Annotated in this window: 15 protein-coding genes; 7 read left to right on the plus strand and 8 right to left on the minus strand. The window is 69.7% G+C overall.

Annotated elements, in window-relative coordinates:
• Positions 1-106 precede the first annotated feature (106 nt).
• The 3 genes from ACVTJA_RS02415 to ACVTJA_RS02425 all read left to right on the plus strand — a co-directional run bounded on the left by ACVTJA_RS02415 (position 107) and on the right by ACVTJA_RS02425 (position 3623).
• Positions 107-2425 carry a protein-disulfide reductase DsbD family protein gene (locus ACVTJA_RS02415; RefSeq protein ID WP_465833435.1) on the plus strand — a complete coding sequence of 773 codons (2319 nt, stop codon included), beginning with the start codon at positions 107-109 and terminating at the stop codon, positions 2423-2425.
• A gap of 52 nt (positions 2426-2477) precedes the next feature.
• Positions 2478-3062: a thioredoxin family protein gene (locus tag ACVTJA_RS02420; RefSeq protein WP_465833437.1), complete on the plus strand. Its 585-nt coding sequence runs from the start codon at positions 2478-2480 to the stop codon at positions 3060-3062.
• A gap of 87 nt (positions 3063-3149) precedes the next feature.
• Positions 3150-3623, plus strand: a complete 474-nt coding sequence (locus tag ACVTJA_RS02425) for a GNAT family N-acetyltransferase (RefSeq protein ID WP_465833439.1) — start codon at positions 3150-3152, stop codon at positions 3621-3623.
• A 312-nt stretch (positions 3624-3935) separates the two neighbouring features.
• Here ACVTJA_RS02425 and ACVTJA_RS02430 read toward each other — a convergent pair whose 3' ends face one another.
• Positions 3936-5426, minus strand: a complete 1491-nt coding sequence (locus tag ACVTJA_RS02430) for a DHA2 family efflux MFS transporter permease subunit (RefSeq protein ID WP_465833440.1) — start codon at positions 5424-5426, stop codon at positions 3936-3938.
• A gap of 170 nt (positions 5427-5596) precedes the next feature.
• Between ACVTJA_RS02430 and ACVTJA_RS02435 the strand changes: the two genes are divergently transcribed.
• Together ACVTJA_RS02435 and ACVTJA_RS02440 are read left to right on the plus strand one after the other, a co-directional pair.
• Entirely contained in the window at positions 5597-5890 is a 294-nt protein-coding gene (locus tag ACVTJA_RS02435; protein ID WP_465833442.1) for a ubiquitin carboxyl-terminal hydrolase 14, read from the plus strand.
• Positions 5891-5978: 88 nt separating this feature from the next.
• On the plus strand, positions 5979-6833 hold the full coding sequence (locus tag ACVTJA_RS02440; protein WP_465833444.1) for an SDR family oxidoreductase: 855 nt from the start codon (positions 5979-5981) through the stop codon (positions 6831-6833).
• 9 nt (positions 6834-6842) lie between these two features.
• Here the strand turns inward: ACVTJA_RS02440 and ACVTJA_RS02445 are convergent, their stop codons facing one another.
• The 6 genes from ACVTJA_RS02445 to ACVTJA_RS02470 form a co-directional block, all read right to left on the minus strand.
• Positions 6843-7274 carry a type II secretion system protein GspG gene (locus ACVTJA_RS02445; RefSeq protein ID WP_465833446.1) on the minus strand — a complete coding sequence of 144 codons (432 nt, stop codon included), beginning with the start codon at positions 7272-7274 and terminating at the stop codon, positions 6843-6845.
• 176 nt (positions 7275-7450) lie between these two features.
• Complete coding sequence (locus ACVTJA_RS02450) at positions 7451-8368, minus strand: S1C family serine protease (RefSeq protein WP_465833447.1); 918 nt, start codon at positions 8366-8368, stop codon at positions 7451-7453.
• A 17-nt stretch (positions 8369-8385) separates the two neighbouring features.
• On the minus strand, positions 8386-9282 hold the full coding sequence (locus ACVTJA_RS02455) for a S1C family serine protease (RefSeq protein WP_465833449.1): 897 nt from the start codon (positions 9280-9282) through the stop codon (positions 8386-8388).
• A 133-nt stretch (positions 9283-9415) separates the two neighbouring features.
• Positions 9416-10138, minus strand: coding sequence for a hypothetical protein (locus ACVTJA_RS02460; protein ID WP_465833451.1), 723 nt, complete (start codon positions 10136-10138; stop codon positions 9416-9418).
• Positions 10135-11349, minus strand: coding sequence for an AAA family ATPase (locus ACVTJA_RS02465; protein WP_465833452.1), 1215 nt, complete (start codon positions 11347-11349; stop codon positions 10135-10137). Before ACVTJA_RS02465 ends, ACVTJA_RS02460 begins: the two co-directional genes overlap by 4 nt.
• A 96-nt stretch (positions 11350-11445) precedes the next feature.
• Entirely contained in the window at positions 11446-12375 is a 930-nt protein-coding gene (locus ACVTJA_RS02470) for an HNH endonuclease (protein WP_465833454.1), read from the minus strand.
• A 241-nt stretch (positions 12376-12616) separates the two neighbouring features.
• Between ACVTJA_RS02470 and ACVTJA_RS02475 the strand changes: the two genes are divergently transcribed.
• Both ACVTJA_RS02475 and ACVTJA_RS02480 read left to right on the plus strand, forming a co-directional pair.
• The gene (locus ACVTJA_RS02475) at positions 12617-13846 is read left to right on the plus strand and encodes a helix-turn-helix domain-containing protein (protein ID WP_465833456.1); all 1230 of its coding nucleotides are present in this window, start codon (positions 12617-12619) and stop codon (positions 13844-13846) included.
• Entirely contained in the window at positions 13803-14258 is a 456-nt protein-coding gene (locus tag ACVTJA_RS02480; protein ID WP_465833457.1) for a hypothetical protein, read from the plus strand. Before ACVTJA_RS02475 ends, ACVTJA_RS02480 begins: the two co-directional genes overlap by 44 nt.
• Before the next feature lie 14 nt (positions 14259-14272).
• Here ACVTJA_RS02480 and ACVTJA_RS02485 read toward each other — a convergent pair whose 3' ends face one another.
• Entirely contained in the window at positions 14273-15712 is a 1440-nt protein-coding gene (locus tag ACVTJA_RS02485; protein ID WP_465833459.1) for a tetratricopeptide repeat protein, read from the minus strand.
• Positions 15713-15747: the final 35 nt, after the last annotated feature.

A 15747-nucleotide genomic window follows, 5' to 3' on the forward strand; every position in this document is an offset into this window, starting at 1 on the left:
GGCGGCGGAGCGGCGGGGAATGCACGCCTGCCCGGATGGTTGTTTCTCGTCGGAGACACGTGCCCTTCGCTGGCGGCCCGGCCTCCGGTGGGTTAACGGGAGGCGCATGAAGCGTCAGCTGTCGAAGAGGCTCGGCCGAGCCGGAGTTGTCGGAGTCCTCCTCACGGCCGCGGTGGCGTGGGCGGAGCTGCCCCCTTCCGCGGTGGCGACAGGTGCGCCCGACGAGGGCGACCCGCGCGTCGAGGCGGCCCTGCTGGTGGATGCCACCCAGGTGAAGCCGGGCGACACGTTCCGCGTGGGCGTGCGCTTCCGGATGGACCCGGGCTGGCACATCTACTGGAAGAACCCGGGCGACTCGGGCCTGGAGACGGAGGTGACGTGGGACACGCCGGGCTCCACGGTGGGCTCGCTGCAGTGGCCCTACCCGCACACCTTCCGCACGCCGGACGGCTTCATCGTCACGCACGGCTATGACGGCGAGGTGCTCCTCTTCGCGGAGGCCCGCGCGGCGGAGAACGCCACGGGTCAGCTGCAGCTCTCCGCCGCGGCCAACGCGCTGGTGTGCGAGGTGCACTGCATCCCCGCCGAGCTGATGCTCACGCGCCACGTGCCCGTGGGCCCGGAGACGCTGCGCGACGCGGACGCCATGAAGGCCTTCGACGCGGCGCAGGCGAAGGTGCCGCGCCCCACGGCGGACACCGGCCACACGGTGCAGCTCGCGCTGGACTCGAAGCAGCTCACCGCGGGCCAGGACTTCACCGGCACCCTCACCGTGACGGGCCCCAAGGGCGCGCCGCTGCCCACGCTGGAGAAGGACTTCTTCACCCCCGACCGCATCGCCGGCGTCGCCAGCGTGGCGCTCACCTCGGTGGGCCCGGGCCGCTTCCAGCTCAAGGGCAAGATGGAGCCGGACGTCGCGGGCTCCGAGCCGCGCTTCGCCGGCGTGCTTCGTCTGGGCACGGCGGCGTCGGGTTACCAGGCGCTCGCGGTGGACGCGCCCATGGCGCCCGTGGTGGCCGCCGTTGGCGCCGTTGGCGCCGTGCCCGCCGTGGCGAAGATTCCTTCCGTGAAGGACAGCCTCGCGGCCGTGAAGCCGGTGGCCGCTGTCACGCCGGTGGCGGCTCCGGCCGAGTCTTCCGTCGGACTGGGGCTCGCGCTGCTGTTCGCGTTCCTCGGTGGCGCGCTGCTCAACCTGATGCCGTGCGTGTTCCCCGTGCTGGCGCTCAAGGCGTACGGCTTCACGCGCATGGTGCAGAACGAGCACGGCCGCGTGGGCGCGCACGCGGCGGCGTACTCGGGCGGCATCATCGGCAGCATGCTGCTGCTGGCCGGCGCGGTGCTCGCGGTGCGCGCGGGCGGCGCCAGCGTGGGCTGGGGCTTCCAGTTCCAGGAGCCGCTCTTCGTCGCGGCGGTGAGCGCGGTGCTGGTGGCCTTCGCGCTCAACCTCTTCGGTGTCTTCAACGTGGGCATGGACGGCACGGCGCTCGCGGGCAGGGTGGACCAGAGCCACGGCCTGCTGCACAGCGCGGGTGAAGGCGTGCTCGCGGTGGTGCTGGCCACGCCTTGCTCGGCGCCGCTGCTGGGTACGGCGGTGGGCTTCGCCTTCGCGGCGGGCCCGCTCACGGTGCTGGCCGTCTTCTTCGCGCTGGGCCTGGGGCTCGCGCTGCCCTTCTGCCTGCTGGTGCTGGTGCCGGGGCTGGCGAAGAAGCTGCCCAGGCCGGGCGCGTGGATGGAGCGCTTCAAGCAGGTGCTGGGCTTCGCGCTGCTGGCCACCACGGTGTGGCTGGTGTGGGTGATGGGCGGGCTGGCCGGCGTGGACGGCATGGCGCGGCTCCTGGCCTTCCTCGTCGCGGTGGGCCTGGGCACGTGGCTCTACGGCCAGTCGCAGGCGCAGGAGGGCGGGCGCCGGTTCGCCAGCGTGGCGCTGGCGGCGGTGGTGCTGGTGGGCTCGGGCGTGGCGGCGCTGCGCTTCGACGGGCTGGCTCCGGAGTCGCGCGCGTCCTCCACGGTGGCGCACACGCAGCCGTGGGACCCCGCGGCCGTCACGGCGGCGCTGGAGGCCGGGCAGCCGGTGTTCATCGACTTCACCGCCGACTGGTGCCTCACCTGCAAGTTCAACGAGCGCACCGTGCTGTCGCGTGAAGACGTCCGCGCCGCCTTCGCCGAGAACCAGGTCGCCTTCTTCGTGGCCGACTGGACGCGCCGGGATGCACGCATCACCGCCAAGCTGGCCGAGCATGGCCGCGCGGGCGTGCCCATGTATCTGGTGCTGAGCCCCGGTGCTCCGGACAAGCCGGAGGTACTGTCGGAGCTCCTCACCGCGGACCTGGTGGTGGACGCGGTGAAGCGCGCGGCGGAGTGCTCGCCCGCGCGCCGCAAGAGCGGCTCCAACATCGTCTGTGCCGTGGGCTTCCCACGGCCCTGAAGTGTCGCTGTCGTCGTGGTTTCGCGCTGTCCCAAGTCTGAGGAGGAACGCCATGAAGCAGGTCTTCACCGCTCTGTCGCTCGGCGCGCTGTTCCTGGGCGCCCCCGCGTTCGCTGACGCCGAGGTGGGCAAGCCCGCCCCGGCCTTCACGCTGAAGGACGAGTCGGGCAAGGAGCACTCGCTGGCGCAGTACAAGGGCAAGATTGTCGTCCTCGAGTGGACCAACCCCGAGTGCCCCTTCGTGCAGCGCCACTACACGGCCGATACGATGGCCAACACGCTGAAGGGCTTCGACGCGAAGAAGGTGGTGTGGCTGGCGGTGGACTCCACGGCGCACAACACGCCGGACAAGTCCGCGGCCTGGAAGAAGACGGAGGGCTTCAGCTACCCTGTGCTGCAGGACCCGAGCGGCACGGTGGGCAAGTCTTTCGGCGCGAAGACGACGCCGCACATGTTCGTCATCGACGAGCAGGGCGTCGTCCGTTACGCGGGCGCCATCGACGATGACCCGCGCGGCAAGAACGAGAAGAAGACCAACTACGTGAAGACGGCGGTGGACGCGCTGCTCACCGGAAAGACGGTGCCCACCGCGACCAGCACGTCGTACGGTTGCTCCGTGAAGTACAAGAGCAGCTAGGCTGTCGCTTCGAGCGTGGAAGGATGCCCGAAGGCCCTCGTCCCGCGCGTGGACGGGGGCCTTCTGCTTTTCGCGGTGGAGGGACGCATGAGCACGTGGAGCATTCGCAAGGCGGGACTGACCGATATCGAGGACGTCGTCCGCCTGCGGCGAGAGTTGATGGTCATCTTCGGTGGACTCACGGAAACCAACGTCAGGGCCTGGGAGGAGGCGACGCGGCGCTACCTGACGACGGCGATGCCCGAGGGGCGCTTCCACGTATGGCTCGCGTACGCGGGAGGCGAGGCGGTGGCGTGCAGCGGACTTGCCCCCTTCGAGCGGCCTCCGGCGGCGAACCACCTGAGCGGGCTGGAGGGGTACATCCTCAACATGTACACCGTGCCCGAGTGGCGGAAACGCGGCCTGTCCCGTGCGCTGATGACGGAGCTCATGGCCTTCGCTCGCGAGGCGGGCATGGGGCGGCTGTGGCTGCACGCCTCGGAGGAGGGCCGGTCGCTGTACGAGAAGCTGGGCTTCGCGCCCAATCCGATTGCGCTCGAGTGGAAGCCCAGCGGGCCGTAGCGGGCTGTGTCGTCGCATTCCCTGACGCCGTGCCGCTTCCTGGCGAAGGGAGCGGCCGGTGGAGCCCCGGCCGGTGCCTTGTCCGACACGCGGCGGGTTCGGACCTTTGGCGCCAGAGGAGGAAACGACGCATGGCCAAGAACCGCATCCTCCAGAAGGGGATTGGCGGCCAAGGCGCCGAGAAGGGCACCGCACCCGCGCGCGAGTCGCCTCCGCTGAGCGACAAGAACGACCGTCATCGCTGAAGCGCGACAGGCCTCCGGGGCGCGGCGAGGTCTCGCCCCTGGGGCCCGCCTGCTCCGAGGCCGGTTCCTACGCGTGTTGCTCCCGAGGCGATACTCCAGGCTGTCGCTTCTCGCGTGAAGGGCGCGGCGGCGGTGCTGGGCCTTCCTTCTTCGCGCGGCCAGCCTCGCGCGGAATCGTGAGCAGCGCGACCACGGCACCCACGAAGCACAGCCCCGCGGACACCCAGAGCGCGCGCCGTGTGCCTTCGAGGAAGTCCGCACCCGAGCTCCCGCTCAGTCCGCCCAGCAGCGGCAGCAGTGCCACCGCGAGCAGGCCGGCGATGCGCGCCACCGCGTTGTTCACGCCCGAGGCGATGCCCGCGTACCGGTCCTCCACCGCGCCCAGCACCACGGCGGTGAGCGGGCCCACCGTGACGGCCAGCCCCAGGCCCAGCACGACGACGCCGGGCAATACCGTGTCCACGTAGCCTCCGCCCTGCCGCATCAGCGTGAGGAGCGCCAGCCCCACGCCCGCGAGCACCGGCCCCACCGTCATCATCGGCCGCGCGCCGATGCGCCCCGCGAGCCGCCCCACCACCGGTGACAGCGCGAGCATCAACAGTGTCACCGGCAGCAGCGAGCCCCCGGCCGCGAGCGCCGAGTACCCGAGCTCCTGCTGCAGCGCGAGCACCACGAGGAAGATGGCGCCTCCCAGCGCGAAGTACACCGCGATCGTGGTGAGGTTCGCTCCCGAGAAGGTACGTGAGTGGAAGAGGTGCAGTGGCAGCATCGGGTGCCGCTGCCGCGCCTCCACGAAGACGAAGGCGATGAGCAACGCCGCGCCGCCCACGGCCGCGAGGATGGTGGGCGCAGTCCAGCCATGCGCGGGGCCCTCGATGAGCGCGTAGATGATGCCGCCCAACCCGAGCGCCGCCGTCATCGAACCGGTGATGTCCAACCTGCGCGAGTCCCTCGTCGGCGCATCGTTCGGCACATGGCGCAGTGCCATCCAGACGGCGAGCGCCCCCACGGGCACGTTGAGGAAGAACACGAGCCGCCACGAGGCCGCGTCCACCAGCCAGCCACCGAGCAGCGGCCCCACCGCCGAGGTGACACCGGACAGTCCCGCCCACGCGGACACGGCGCGCTGACGGTCCGCCTCGGGGAACGAGGTGCGCAGCAGCGCGAGGCTCGCGGGCACGAGCAGCGCGGCCCCCACGCCCTGTGCCGCACGGAACACGGCGAGCGTCCAGACATTCGGTGAGAGTCCGCACAGCACGGACGTGCCGGCGAAGGCCATCAGGCCGATGAGGAAGACGCGCCGCTGTCCCCACGCGTCTCCCAGTGCGCCGCCCGTGAGCACCCAGGCGCCGAGGGTGAGCAGGTACGCGTCCACCGCCCACTGGAGGCCGGCCATGCCCGCGCCCAGTTCACGGCCGATGGCCGGCAGGGCCACGTTGACGGCGGTGCCGTCGAGGAACGCCATGCCGCTGCCGAGGACACTGGCGAGCAGCACGCCCCGGCCGCGCTTGCTCGCATAGTCCACGGAGGAGGAGGGGGCCGGGATGTCGGGGGCCATGGCTCAAGCGTGGAGACGCGCTCTCGGGCACGCCACGCCTGGGGCCACGAAACCGCGTGATTCGGAGCGTACGCGAGGCCATGGGCCCGGCTGCCCGGATGCCGAGGATGAAGCGCGCTTCCTGCGTGCGTACGGTGTGGAGAAGGCCGTTGCCTTCATGGAGGTGGACCATGGCCGAGACCTGCGACCACGTGGAGATGGCGGGAGACCCCGCGCCCCGGACGCCAGAGGGCTGCGAGGAGTGCCTGAAGACGGGGGACGAATGGGTGCACCTGCGACGCTGCCTGTCCTGCGGCCACGTGGGGTGCTGTGACGATTCCCCGAACAAGCACGCGACGAAGCACTTCCACAAGACGAAGCACCCCGTCATCCAGTCCTTCCAGCCCGGCGAGGAGTGGCTGTGGTGCTTCGTGGACGAGCTCTTCGTGGAGAACCGGCCCGAGCACGCGGGCGCGCATCCGTAGTCAGTGGCGGACATCCGGCCCCCGGCACGATTGTCACGGGGGCCGCAATGTCTTCACGTGAGCGCATCACTCTCACGAGGAGGCAGGCATGGCAGGCACGATTCTGGTGACCGGAGCGACGGGCACCATCGGCGGCGAAGTCACGCGGCAGCTCATCGCGAAGGGCATCCGGCCCCGCCTCCTGGTGAGGGACCCGGCCAAGGCGCGCGAGTTCGAGGGCAAGGCCGACCTCGTGAAGGGTGACCTCGGAGACCCCGCGTCGCTGGAGCGCGCGATGCAGGGTGTGGAGAAGTTGTTCCTCGTCGGCTCCGGCGTGGACGGGCAGGTGCTGGAGGCGAAGGCCGTCGACGCCGCGAAGAAGGCCGGCGTGAAGCACGTGGTGAAGCTGTCGGTGCTCGGCGCGCAGGAGGAGTCGCTCACCTTCGGCCGCTGGCACCGCCCCGTGGAGAAGAAGCTGGAGGCGTCCGGCCTGACGTGGACGTTCCTCCGGCCCGTCAACTTCATGAGCAACATGTTCAACAACCGCGACACCATCAAGGGGCAGGGCGCCTTCTACCAGCCCACGGGAGAGGGGAAGACGTCCGTCATCGACCCGGCGGACATCGGCGCGGTGGCGGTGAAGGCGCTCACCGAGCCGGGCCACGAGGGCAAGGCCTACACGCTGACCGGACCGCAGGCCCTGTCCGGCGCGGAGCAGGCCGCGGCGCTGACGAAGGCCCTGGGCCGCGAGGTGAAGTTCGTGGACGTGCCGCCCGACGCCGCGAAGCAGGCCATGACGGGCGCTGGCATTCCTCCCGTCTACGTGGACGCGCTGATGGATTTGCTGGCGAACATGAAGGCGGGCCGGACGGCTACGGTGACGGACACCGTGCGCAACCTGCTGGGCCGCGAGCCGGGGACGTTCGAGGCCTGGGCGCGCAGGCACGCCGCCGCGTTCAAGTAGTGCGTCGCTTCAGCGTGGAGAGATGACGAGCTGGAAGCCGCGCACGAGGTCCGCGTTCGAGTCCTCTCCGCCGGGTTGGCCGTCGGCGCCGAGGCTCGTCACCTCGGCCTTTCCGTCCTCCGCGATGGAGAGGCGGTAGGGATTGTTCCACGGGTCCACCGGCTCACGCTCCACGAGTGTCGCCTTCACCAGCGTGGGCCATGCCTCCTCCGTCGGGAGCTGGCCCGTGCGCTGGGTGTATTGTTTCAAGGCCGTCTCGAGCACGAGGAGGTCCTGCCGGGCCAGGCTCGACCTCGACTGCTCCGCGAAGAGGAGGTGGTTGCAGAAGGGAATGAGCTTGAGCAGCAGGAGCATTCCGGCCGCGGCGATGATGCCGCGGACCGCCTTGCCAGCCTCCTTGAGGGAGTGGCCCAGCGAGCGTCTGTGAGGAGCATCGGCCATGGCGGTGCCGTCGCTCGCAGTCTAGCGATTCCGCCGCGAGTCTGCTCGGTCCGCCTTGAAGAGAACCCCGCGACGGCCCAGCGGAGAAACAGCAGGAACGCCACCCAGGCGAGCTCCCTGAAGTCCATGGCTCCTCCCGATGGGAGAAGAGGAGGACGCCGGGTGGCGCCTGTGGCTCAAGCGGCCACGGGCTCGGCGCGCGGGCGGGTGCGCGCGGAGACCTTCTTTCGCCCGCCTCCCTTGCGCAGGATGTCCAGCGTCACCTCCTCGTCCGTGGCCAGGGCCATGAGGCGCTGGAGGTCATCCACGCTCGACACCGTCTTGCGGTTGATGGCCAGGAGGAGGTCATCCACCTGGAGTCCCGCGTCGTGAGCGGGCGTGCCGTCCTGCACCTTGAGCACCTTCACCGCGCGCGGCTGCCCCGTGTCCTCCGCGAGCCGCGAGTCCAGGTTCACCGCCGTGGCCGCGATGCCGAGGAAGCGCCGCTCCACCTTGCCGCGCTGGATGAGCAGGCTGGCCACCCACGCCGCCGTCGCCGCTCCCACCGCGAAGCCGATGCCCTGTGCGTACGGCAGCACCAGCGTGTTGAGCCCCACCACCTCTCCGCGCGCGTTGACGAGCGGCCCGCCCGAGTTGCCCGGGTTGATGGCGGCGTCCGTCTGGAGCATGCCTTCCAGCACCACGCCGTTGGGTAGCGTGAGGCTGCGGTTGATGGCGCTCACCACGCCCATCGACACCGACTGCTCCAGCCGGAACGGGTTTCCAATCGCCATGACCAACTGGCCCACGCGGACGGACCGCGGGTCGGCCAGTGGCAGGGTGGGGAAGTCCGTGCCCTCGGCGCGGACCACGGCGAGGTCCGTGGGCGCGTCTCCACCCACGAGCGTGCCCCGGAGCTCTTCGCCGTTGGAGAGCTGCACGGTGAGGCCTCGCGGGTTGCGCATCACCACGTGGCGGTTGGTGAGGACGTAGCCGTCCGGCGTCAGGAAGAGCCCGGTGCCGTGGCCTCGCGAGTGCTCCACGCCCACCACGGCGGGCGAGGCCTTCGCCACGAGGGACTCCAGGTCATCGGAGAACTGCTGCAGGAGTTTCATCGTGTCGTCCTTTCCCTTCACGCGCGCTTGCCGATGGTGATGGGCACCTCGCGCAACTCACCGGCGCGGAGGATGCGAGCGGGGACGGTGGTGCCCACCTTCTCGTCGCCCAGGTAGCCGAGCAGGTCCTCCACGCGGTGCAGTGACTGGCCACCGAGGCTCACCAGCACGTCGCCGAGGAGCAGCCCCGCCTTGTGCGCGGGGCCGTCCGGGTCGACGGAGAGGAAGACGAGGCCCGCCTCGGTGCCGGAGCGCTCCACGAGGTGCTGGGGGATGCGCACGGGATACGCACCCACGCCGAGGTAGCCCCGGCGCACGCCGCCGTGCTCCTTGAGGGTGCTCGCCACGCGGGTGAGGGTGTCGTTGGGGATGACGACGGCGGCCGTGCGCGAGAAGGCCGCGGTGAGCAGTCCGATGAGACGGCCCTGCGTGTCCACGAGCGCGCCGCCGGAGAAGCCGGGCGGGAGGTCCGCGTCGGTTTCGAGGTAGCGGTCCACCTTGCCACCGGCGTGGGTGCGCCAGCCCTCGCCGTGGGTGCTGACCATTCCGAGCGTGGCGCGCGCGGTGCGGCCCGGACGGGCCACGGTGACGGCGAGGTGGCCGACCTTCACGTCATCGAGCGGAGCGGCGGGGATGGGGGTTACGTTGGAGACGTCGGCCTTGAGGAGGGCGAGGTCGGTGCTCGGGTCGCGGCCGATGAGCTCGGCGGAGACGGTGCGGCCGTCGGCGAGGCCGACCTGGATGTGGCCTTCGTGCTCGACGGCGTGGCTGGTGGTGAGGATGTGGCCCTCGGAGCTCCAGACGATGCCCGAGGCGCCGCGGCGGCGGCGGGCCTCGACGCGGACGATGCTGGGGGCAACGCGCTCGACGATGGCGGCGAGGGACTGGGAGAGGGACTGGAGGTCGGTGGACATGGCGGTTTCCTTTCGAGGGTGAAGGTAAAGGCCTCGAAAAGGCGCCACATCGGCGGACCGGGCAGGAGAAGGAGCTACCCATTCGGGTAGGCCGGCTGGCCATCCGGGGGAGGGGGCTGGTGGTTCGGGTGGGCTACTTGCTCCGATGGAGCAGTTCCGCTGCGTACGCGGCCCTGAGTTCCTCGCCTGCCTCGTTCCAGCCCGTCCATTCGAAGCGGGTCAGGTCTTCGATGGAGACATACTCGGCGAGCTGGGCCTGCCGGGTGGCGCTGAAGGTGCCATGGAACGTCTTGAGCAGGCGCTGCAGCTCGGCCTTGGCATCACGCTTCAGGGCTTCCTCGTCCGGCTCGGGGACGGTGCAGTACTCGCGGCCATAGACCTGCTCGATGGCTCGTTTCCGCGTCAGCCAGGCCTGGATTTCGGGCATGGGGCGCAGCAGGGGTACGCGAGTCTCGAGACTGATGTTGACGACGCCGACGGCGCGGATGGTGGCATCCGCGTCCTCTCCATCATGCGTGGCGATGAGAAGGTCGGCGGGTGCGGTGCCTCGCACGGGACGGAGGGCGGCGGAGACCAGGGGCGCCAGCGCATTCGGATTTGCGAGCACCTCCACCATCCCCGGAGCACGTGGCAGGCGCGGGGATGGGGGTTGGAGGACCTGGATGCCGTCGCTGTGTGCGAGTCCGCGATGCCAGGGGTGTTCGTCGTTCAGCAAAGGGTAGAGCGCTCGGCGGACGAGAATCTCCATTGCGCCCTGCTGGGCGTGAGGGACGGGCTGGAATGGAGGGATGGTGCGCGGCGCGCCGCGTTCGTCCTTGCCCTCGCCGAGGACGACGATGCGGAAGGGACGCTTCATTCACTCGTCCCCGGCGTGCCTCCGATGGCGCCCGAGTACCAGAGGTCTCCAGCGTTCGCCTGGAACTTCTCCGTGAGGGTTCGGAGCGTTTCGGAGTCCGGGATGGCGTGGACGAGTGTCCCCGTCTCGGGGCCGTACTCGACGACGCGAAGCTCCGAGATATCCAGCCACCGCACGAAGTCGACCGACTGGGTCGCGACCACGACGCGGAGCGGATGCCCGGTGAAGTCGCCGTTCGCGAGCGAGCGGAGGAACTCGATGCGCCGGCCCATCAGGTGCGGATGGAGGGCGGCTTCGGGCTCGTCGATGAGCAGCGTGCCGTGCGCAGGAGTCGTCGCGCCGGCCCAGAGCAGGAAGAGGGTGGTCAGCACGCCGTCCGCTTCAAGGCTCGCGGGAGTCAGCCGCGTGGAGCGATGGGTCTGGAACACGAGGCGGCGGACGTTCTTCTTGTCCACCTCGAAGCGGATGTGCTGGATGTGTGGGAAGAGGTTGCGCAGGTTCTGCTCAACGGCGTTGAACCGCTCCACCTCTCGGTTCTGCAAGGCGGCCAGCGCGGCGACGAAGCCCTCGCCCGCGGGCTGGACCTCTGTGTCCTCTCCCGGAGCGAGCATCGCGGCGCTACTGGGCCGGAAGTACCGGGCGGTGCCGAAGGTCTCCAGGAACTGGGGCAGCCCTGCGAGCTCCTCTCCCACCAGGGGAATGGTTGCCAGCCCCGAGATGGCAGTGGCAATGGATGCAGCCCGGGGCGCCACGAGGGACATCTTGACGGTCCGCAGATTGTAGGGATGCCGGCCGGCTTCAACCCAGCCGCCTCGCGGGTCACGGAGTCTCTCCTGGAGGAACTCTGGCTCGGGAAGGCCGGGGTGCGGTTGGCCCGAGGTGATGCTTTCGCGGAGCCGTTCCCAGTCGATGCCCAACTGCATCTCGAAGTCGGGCTCTGACGAGTCCTGCTGAACCGATGCTCGGAAGATGAGCCGCCTGTCGACTTCACCTTTGTGGAGCAGCGTTGGCCAACCCTCACTCAGCAGGGGCTGCCCCGCATAGGTCGCGGCCTGGAGTGAGTCCCGCCGCAAGGCCGCGAAGAGCTCGATGCCGCGCATCACGGTGGTCTTGCCAGAAGCATTCGCTCCGACGAGCACCGTCAGAGGGCTGAAGGTGAGAGATGCCCTCTGGATGGAGCCGAGGTTCTCGATTTCGATTCGTTCCAGCATTCCTTGCCCCGCGGTCGTGCCGAACCATGCCCGAGCATGGAGGGGGCGGCAACGATTCGGGGCCTCTATGAGCGAGTGGACCGTCCAGCAGTGACGTCAACCCGCCTTGCGGAAGCGCTCGTAGCGCTCCTCCAGGTACTCACCGCGCGGGCGCAATTCCGTGGCCTCGGGCAGCATTCCGAGCGGCTTGCCCGAGAAGCCCTTGAGGCCGTGCTCCAGCGTGGGGCCGTCGTGCTCGTCGAGCAGGCGCTGCGCAATCTCGATGATGCCGTCCGGCCGGATGCCCAGCAGGTCCGCGTCGAAGGCACCGTGGTGGAGCTTGCACAGGGAGAGCCCGTTGGGCACCTCGGGACGGCCTCGCACGTCGCGGTCCGGGAGGATGTGCGCCGCGTCGAGCAGTTCCGTCCGCGGGAAGCGGCACACCGCGCAGCGCTGCTCGTAGGCGCGCAGCACGTGCTGGCGGAAGGCCACCTGGTGCAGCCGTTTCTTCACCTGCACTGTCGCGTAGCGCCGCTCCAGGCTTAGCAGCTTTGCGTCCGCTGCATAGCGGCCCGGCTCCTTCACCGGCGCTTCCGGCGCGGCCGACACGACCGTGAAGGTCAACGCGGACGGGTCCACCTCGGAGATGTAGACGGGCCAGATGGGACGGTAGGCGCCGGGCTCGATGCCGTAGAAGTAGATGAGCGGCGCATCCAACTCCATGGCGCGGACGAGCCGGCGGTTGTCCCGGGCTTCGATGTCCGTGCCCTGGAACCGGTAGAGGAAGCCTTCGTCCGAGTGCAGGTCGTCATACCGGGCCTCGCGGCCCTGGCGTGGCACCGTGGTCTTGATGGACAGCGCCGACTCGCGCATGTGCCGGGGCCAGAAGATGCCGCGCGCCCGGTTGGCGAAGTGGAGCGTCTCGCCCTGGTACGTGAAGCCCGCGTCGATGATCTCCCACGGGAGGACCTCGCCGTACTGCCGCACCAACCGCTGCAGGGCGTCGAAAGCGGCGACACGGATGGGCCAGTCGGGGTCCTGGTGCATGGGGAACCGGCTCGGCGCCGGGACTCGACCAGGCTACCAGGTCAGGAGGAATTCACTGCAATCGCTGCTGAACAGGAATGCGGCCCTGTTGCCGGCACTGCATGTCAGGGAACACCCGGGGCGTCGGGTCGCTGTGTCAGGGACTGCCTATACTTTCGTGTGAAGGCAGGATGTGGCAGGTAGGCAGGGTGGCGGAGGACGTTGGTGCGGGCGCGAGCCGCACATCAGGGAGGGCGTGGTCGTGGAGACTCAAGCAGAGGCTCTGAAGGAACTGGGGCGGCGGCTGTCGCGGCGAAGGAAGGAGTCGGGGCTCGATATTGAGGCCCTGAGTGAACGGACGGCGGTCCCCGCCCGGCTCATCGAGGGCTTCGAGAAGGGACAGGCAACGCTGGGTGCCGGAGCGCTCACGCGGCTCGCCAGTGCGCTCGGAGTTGCTCCGACGGCATTCCTGCACACCTCGGCTCCGCAGGAGCGGGCGCCCGTGGAACCCGGCGTCTTGTTGAAAGGACGCTCCGTGGGCGTCTCACTGTCGCCGAGGGACCGCGAGGCGCTCGCGCGAGGACTCCAGAAGGCCCAGGCGTTCTCGTTGCTCGGAGACCTCCTACGTGTCGAGCGACTCGCGGACGGTTTCCATCCGAAGGCCGCGCCCACGAAGAACGCTCACCGCGCGGGTTACGCGAGTGCGCTCCAGGTGCGCGCTCTGCTCCCCGAGCGTCAGGGCCCCCTGCGAGGGCTGACGCGACTGGTGGAAGGCCGCTTCGACATCCTCGTCCTCCGGCACCGCTTCGAGAATGCCTCGGTGCTCGGCGCGAGCTGCCGCTCCGGGCGAGCACGCCTGATTGTCATCAGCACCCGCATCGAGCGCGAGCCCGTGTACCGCTTCGTCCTCGCGCACGAACTGGCCCATCAACTGCTCGACCTCTCCGAGAGTGGCGTCACCACGGACGAGGGACGCTTCGAGAGCTCGGGCTTCTGGATGGAGAACCCGCCCGAGGAGAAGCGGGCCAATGCCTTCGCGGCCATGCTGCTCGCGCCCGATGAGGTCGTACGCGAGGAACTGGGGCCGCCGAGCGCAGATGGCTACGGTCTCACGCAAGCGAGGGGGCTGGTCACCCGGGCCCGGACGCGCTTCGGCCTCAGCTTCGCGGCCATGGCCTGGCACCTCTACAACCTCCGCTACTTCCGCTCCGTTGAGACTGTCGAGGCCCTGCTGACCACGCAGGAGGAGGCACCGCTGACGGGCTTCGAGGACGGGTCCCGCTTCGATGGCCTGGAGCGCAGGACGCTGGAGGTGTGGTCCCGAGAGCTCATCTCCGCCAGCCGTGCACGGGAGTTGCTTGGAGGCTCCGTCGAGGAGCTCTCTCTGCATGATGCGGTACGTGGTGGATACGGACATCCTGGCCAACATCCAGCGGGCGGGTCACGCGATGACTCTGGGAAGACTGGGCCCGCTTCCCGTCGTCATCACTGACACGGTCTGGGACGAGCTGACCGTCAACGCCCGGTTGAATGGGGCTGCTCCCAGGTTGGTGAAGGAGGCGGAGGACATGCTGCGGGCCATCGCCGGCGCACCCTTGATGCTGACGCCGCAGAGTCCCGAGGCACGGACGCTCGTCCAGCTTCAGCTTCCACCTCCGACCGAGGGACTCGGTGAACACTCGGTCATCGCCTACGCGTATCACCACGGGGACGTGACGGCCGTCCTCAATGACCGCAGGGCGCTCCACCGTGGCATCGAGGAGCTGCACGGCCGGGTCGTCTCATGGCATGGCTTCCTGGGCGTGCTGCGCGCCGGGCACGGACTGCCGAAGCGGACGGCGGACGAGCTGTCCTCCTGGTACTGCACCCGCTTCGTCCCCCAGCGCGCGCCTGTCTGGTGGTAGCCGCGCAGTGGCGCTCAGCGTCCCGAGGCCACGACTCCCCGGCGGAGCTGTTCGAGCTGGAAGTCCGACAAGTCGTACGTCGGATGGTGGAAGGCGTGCGTGGCGATGGCGGCCTCGAAGTGCCGCTGCGCGGCCCGCTTGTCCGGGTGGCCTTCGTGCCCCGGCAGGCGCCCCGCCAGGGCTGCCTCGCCGAGGTAGTAGTGCACCTGGATTCGGCGGAGGCGCTCCGTGTGCGAGTCCTCGTCCTTCGTCGCCGCCCACAGAGCCTGCTCGTCCAGCTCGCCCGTGAGGTGGCGCGCCACCGGCAGCGGCCAGTCCGCCGAGGCGTGTGCCGCCGTGAAGGCCCTGAGCTCCGCCACCTTCGCGGCTCCCGGCGCCGTCAAATAGCGCAGCAGCGCGGTCATGACGTCATCCGGATTCTTCTCCGTGAGCCGGCTCAGCGCCGTGTTCGTCAGCTCCGCGCCGCTGTACGTCGGCGCCATCGCCGCCACGTACATGCGCGTGGCCGCGGGGTTCTTGCCCTCATTCACCAGCGACTGCAGCAGCACCGGTGCCTGCGTGGTGTCTCCCATCGCCAGGTGCGCCCGGGCGAGCACCAGCCGTGACTCCACGTCCTCGGGCATGCGCTTCACGATGGGCTCCAGCGTCTCCACCGCGCCCTCCGGCTTCCCTTGCAGGAGGAAGCTCCTCGCGAGGCCCACGCTGTAGAAGGCCTCCTTCGCGTTCGTGCCCGGAGTCGCCTCGTGATTCGCTCGCCATGCGGCCACGTCCGCGAGCGCACCCCGGTAGCCCTTCTCCGTCAGGGCTCCATCTCGCGTCAGGCGTCCCAGCATTCCCCAGCGGCGCTCGATGATGTCGCGGTTCAGGCCCACCCAGTCCTGCGGGTGCTTCGACACCAGCGCCTCCAGCATCGCGCGCGTGTTCGACGGCTGGTAGCGCATCATCATCGGCAGCAGTGAGTCCTGCATGATGGCCTGCGCGATTCGCAGCGCATCCAGCTCGAGCTGCTCGCCGGCCTTCGGGTCCTGGTCGCGGTACTCCATGGGCCAGAAGCTGGAGATGGCGTCCACCGTCGACTCATAGCTGCTGAGCTGGATGGTGATTTTCTCGCCATCGAATGACACCGTTCCCCAGACGAGCGTGTTCACCTTCGCCTGGGCGGCGCGCGTGCGCGCTTCTTCGATGCCGGCGAGCGCTCTCGTGTTGAGAGGGAACACCACCTCCATCGGCGTGTTCGCGATGAGCCCCTGGAGCGCGGTCCGGATGCGCTCCTCATGAAGCTGGGCAGCCAGAGCGGCCTCGGGCGACGCGACCTGTAGCGGGAGCAGGCCCACGACATAGCGGGGCTCGGTGTGCGGAGCGGTGTCCGCCGCCGGTGCCGCAGCGGGCGTCTGGGGCGCGGTGCACGCGGACGCGAGGCCCGTGAGGACGATGAGGCAGGGGAGCAGTCTCATGCGCCTGATTGTGAGCAAGACGTGGGCCGGACTGC

The sequence above is a fragment of the Pyxidicoccus sp. M6 genome (assembly GCF_055568925.1).